The organism is Lysobacter humi (ex Lee et al. 2017) (assembly GCF_054781815.1).
In genome coordinates this window covers 1-4,942 of the sequence record NZ_BAAGTR010000019.1, presented here as the reverse complement: position 1 = coordinate 4,942, position 4,942 = coordinate 1, and the positions used below count along the sequence as shown (strand labels likewise).

Below are 4,942 nucleotides of genomic sequence, written 5' to 3'. Positions count from 1 at the left end.
GCGCGGGTGCGTTTCACTTCCGAGTTCGGAATGGGATCGGGTGGTTCCACACCGCTATGGTCACCAGGGAGAGGGTGGAGGGTCGCTTTTCAGCGCCTGCCTCTCGACTGATACCGACAGGTATTGCTACCTGAGCGGAAAAGGGGTGGATGTAGCGAGCAGTGAATGTCGTGACGTGTCACGAGGCCAAGGGCACTTCGACTGGACGCGCGGTCCAGGAAGCCACTTGAGGTTATATGGTCAAGCCGCACGGATCATTAGTACTGGTTAGCTCAACGCATTGCTGCGCTTACACACCCAGCCTATCAACCACCTGGTCTTGATGGTTCCTTCAGGGGACTCGAGGTCCCGGGAGATCTCATCTTGAGGCGCGCTTCCCGCTTAGATGCTTTCAGCGGTTATCGCTTCCGAACATAGCTACCCGGCAGTGCCACTGGCGTGACAACCGGAACACCAGAGGTTCGTCCACTCCGGTCCTCTCGTACTAGGAGCAGCCCCTCTCAAATCTCCAACGCCCACGACAGATAGGGACCGAACTGTCTCACGACGTTCTGAACCCAGCTCGCGTACCACTTTAAATGGCGAACAGCCATACCCTTGGGACCGACTACAGCCCCAGGATGTGATGAGCCGACATCGAGGTGCCAAACACCGCCGTCGATATGAACTCTTGGGCGGTATCAGCCTGTTATCCCCGGAGTACCTTTTATCCGTTGAGCGATGGCCCTTCCATACAGAACCACCGGATCACTAAGACCTACTTTCGTACCTGCTTGATCCGTCGATCTTGCAGTCAAGCACGCTTATGCCTTTGCACACAGTGCGCGATGTCCGACCGCGCTGAGCGTACCTTCGTGCTCCTCCGTTACTCTTTGGGAGGAGACCGCCCCAGTCAAACTACCCACCATACACGGTCCCCGATCCGGATTACGGACCCAGGTTAGAACGTCAAGCACATCAGGGTGGTATTTCAAGGATGGCTCCACCGAAGCTAGCGCCTCGGTTTCACAGCCTCCCACCTATCCTACACAGACGAACTCAACGTTCAGTGTAAAGCTATAGTAAAGGTTCACGGGGTCTTTCCGTCTTGCCGCGGGAACGCTGCATCTTCACAGCGATTTCAATTTCACTGAGTCTCGGGTGGAGACAGCGCCGCTGTCGTTACGCCATTCGTGCAGGTCGGAACTTACCCGACAAGGAATTTCGCTACCTTAGGACCGTTATAGTTACGGCCGCCGTTTACTGGGGCTTCGATCAAGAGCTTCGCCTTGCGGCTAACCCCATCAATTAACCTTCCAGCACCGGGCAGGCGTCACACCCTATACGTCCACTTTCGTGTTTGCAGAGTGCTGTGTTTTTGATAAACAGTCGCAGCGGCCTGGTCACTGCGGCCCTTCCTAGCTATTAACCGGAAAGGGCGCACCTTCTCCCGAAGTTACGGTGCTATTTTGCCTAGTTCCTTCACCCGAGTTCTCTCATGCGCCTTAGAATTCTCATCCTGCCCACCTGTGTCGGTTTACGGTACGGTCTGCGTAAGCTGAAGCTTAGGAGCTTTTCCTGGAAGCGTGATATCAGCAGCTTCGTCCAAAAGGACTCGTCCTTAGTCTCAACGTTGCCCCCCCGGATTTGCCTAAGGGGACCGCCTCAACTCTCTCACCCGGACAACCAACGCCGGGCCTGCCTAACCTTCTCCGTCCCTCCATCGCACTTACGCGAGGTGCTGGAATATTAACCAGCTTCCCATCGACTACGCTTTTCAGCCTCGCCTTAGGGGCCGACTCACCCTGCGCCGATTGACGTTGCGCAAGGAAACCTTGGGCTTTCGGCGTGCGGGGTTTTCACCCGCATTATCGTTACTCATGTCAGCATTCGCACTTCCGATACCTCCAGCAACCTTCTCAAGTCACCTTCAACGGCTTACGGAACGCTCCTCTACCGCGCACAACAAGTTGTGCACCCCAAGCTTCGGTTCACTGCTTAGCCCCGTTAAATCTTCCGCGCAGACCGACTCGACCAGTGAGCTATTACGCTTTCTTTAAAGGGTGGCTGCTTCTAAGCCAACCTCCTGGCTGTCTGTGCCTTTCCACATCGTTTTCCACTTAGCAGTGAATTTGGGACCTTAGCTGTGGGTCTGGGTTGTTTCCCTTTTCACGACGGACGTTAGCACCCGCCGTGTGTCTCCCGTACAGTCCGTCTCGGTATTCGGAGTTTGCAATGGTTTGGTAAGTCGCAATGACCCCCTAGCCATAACAGTGCTCTACCCCCGAGAGGATACATACGAGGCGCTACCTAAATAGCTTTCGAGGAGAACCAGCTATCTCCGGGTTCGATTAGCTTTTCACTCCTAATCACACCTCATCCCCATCTTTTGCAACAGATGTGGGTTCGGGCCTCCAGTCAGTGTTACCTGACCTTCACCCTGGGCATGACTAGATCACCCGGTTTCGGGTCTACTGCCCGCGACTATGCGCCCTTATCAGACTCGGTTTCCCTTCGCCTCCCCTATACGGTTAAGCTCGCCACGAACAGTAAGTCGCTGACCCATTATACAAAAGGTACGCCGTCACCCTTGCGGGCTCCGACTGCTTGTACGCACACGGTTTCAGGATCTATTTCACTCCCTTCACCAGGGTTCTTTTCGCCTTTCCCTCACGGTACTGGTTCACTATCGGTCGGTCAGTAGTATTTAGCCTTGGAGGATGGTCCCCCCATGTTCAGACAGGGTTTCACGTGCCCCGCCTTACTCGATTTCACTGGAAAAGCCTTTTCGCGTACCGGGCTATCACCGTCTATGGCCAACCTTTCCAGGTTGTTCTGCTAAAACTAATCCAGCTTAAGGGCTGGTCCCCGTTCGCTCGTCACTACTCAGGGAATCTCGGTTGATTTCTTTTCCTCCGGGTACTTAGATATTTCAGTTCTCCGGGTTCGCTTCCAGCAGCTATGTATTCACTGCAGGATACTGCTTGCGCAGTGGGTTTCCCCATTCGGACATCGCGGGATCAATGCTTATTGCCAGCTCCCCCGCGCTTTTCGCAGGCTGTCACGTCCTTCATCGCCTCTGACCGCCAAGGCATCCACCGTGTGCGCTTATTCGCTTGACCATATAACCCCAAGTCGCCTCGGGGTCGTATCTGTGTGCAGGGGTACAAAGCCCGCACGCGAATTCAACGACTCAATTTTTAGGGGCTCGAAGCCCCCGCCTTAGCCTCACGACACGTCTGTAGACATTCACGTCTAAAACGCTCGCTACATCCAGTTTTTCAAAGAACACGAACCGGGCCACAGTGCCTGATCCGTTTCAAATCTTGTGTGTGCGACATTCAGAGATGGTGGGTCTGGGAGGACTCGAACCACCGACCTCACCCTTATCAGGGGTGCGCTCTAACCACCTGAGCTACAGACCCGAAACTGCTTCGCGCTCCTGATCCGTGCCCGCTTGATGTGGTGGAGCTTGTCGGGATCGAACCGACGACCCCCTGCTTGCAAAGCAGGTGCTCTCCCAGCTGAGCTAAAGCCCCGTGATGCGGGACGCTCCCAAGGCCCGTGCCTTGGAATTCTCTGAATGCAGGTGTCTTGTGCGGGCGCCTGGCAGCAATGCTGCCGGTTCTCAAAAGGAGGTGATCCAGCCGCACCTTCCGATACGGCTACCTTGTTACGACTTCACCCCAGTCATCGGCCACACCGTGGCAAGCGCCCCCCCGAAGGTTAAGCTACCTGCTTCTGGTGCAACAGACTCCCATGGTGTGACGGGCGGTGTGTACAAGGCCCGGGAACGTATTCACCGCAGCAATGCTGATCTGCGATTACTAGCGATTCCGACTTCATGGAGTCGAGTTGCAGACTCCAATCCGGACTGGGATGGGGTTTCTGGGATTGGCTCACCGTCGCCGGCTTGCAGCCCTCTGTCCCCACCATTGTAGTACGTGTGTAGCCCTGGCCGTAAGGGCCATGATGACTTGACGTCATCCCCACCTTCCTCCGGCTTGTCGCCGGCGGTCTCCTTAGAGTTCCCACCATTACGTGCTGGCAACTAAGGACAAGGGTTGCGCTCGTTGCGGGACTTAACCCAACATCTCACGACACGAGCTGACGACAGCCATGCAGCACCTGTGTCACGGTTCCCGAAGGCACCCCCGCATCTCTGCAGGGTTCCGTGCATGTCAAGGCCAGGTAAGGTTCTTCGCGTTGCATCGAATTAAACCACATACTCCACCGCTTGTGCGGGCCCCCGTCAATTCCTTTGAGTTTCAGTCTTGCGACCGTACTTCCCAGGCGGCGAACTTAACGCGTTAGCTTCGATACTGAGTGCCAAGTTGCACCCAACATCCAGTTCGCATCGTTTAGGGCGTGGACTACCAGGGTATCTAATCCTGTTTGCTCCCCACGCTTTCGTGCCTCAGTGTCAGTGCTGGTCCAGGTGGCCGCCTTCGCCACGGATGTTCCTCCCGATATCTACGCATTTCACTGCTACACCGGGAATTCCGCCACCCTCTACCGCACTCCAGATCGCCAGTATCCAATGCAGTTCCCAGGTTGAGCCCAGGGCTTTCACATCAGACTTAACGAACCACCTACGCACGCTTTACGCCCAGTAATTCCGAGTAACGCTTGCACCCTTCGTATTACCGCGGCTGCTGGCACGAAGTTAGCCGGTGCTTATTCTTTGGGTACCGTCAGAACACCCGGGTATTAACCGGATGCTTTTCTTCCCCAACAAAAGAGCTTTACAACCCGAAGGCCTTCTTCACTCACGCGGCATGGCTGGATCAGGCTTGCGCCCATTGTCCAATATTCCCCACTGCTGCCTCCCGTAGGAGTCTGGACCGTGTCTCAGTTCCAGTGTGGCTGATCATCCTCTCAGACCAGCTACGGATCGTCGCCTTGGTGGGCCTTTACCCCGCCAACTAGCTAATCCGGCGTCGGCTCATCTCTCTGCGCCAGG

General features: G+C 55.6%; 2 tRNA genes and 3 rRNA genes. All 5 read right to left on the bottom strand.

The features are described 5' to 3' along the window. Positions 1 to 68 (bottom strand): 5S ribosomal RNA (gene rrf, locus ACYVJJ_RS15100); the annotation flags it as partial. Between the two features lie 168 nt (positions 69 to 236). After that, positions 237 to 3,101 (bottom strand): 23S ribosomal RNA (locus ACYVJJ_RS15095). Positions 3,102 to 3,327: 226 nt separating this feature from the next. Beyond that, a tRNA-Ile gene (locus ACYVJJ_RS15090) sits at positions 3,328 to 3,404 on the bottom strand. Positions 3,405 to 3,442: 38 nt separating this feature from the next. Then, a tRNA-Ala gene (locus ACYVJJ_RS15085) sits at positions 3,443 to 3,518 on the bottom strand. A 92-nt stretch (positions 3,519 to 3,610) separates the two neighbouring features. Next, positions 3,611 to 4,942: ribosomal RNA gene (locus tag ACYVJJ_RS15080) — 16S ribosomal RNA — on the bottom strand; the annotation flags it as partial.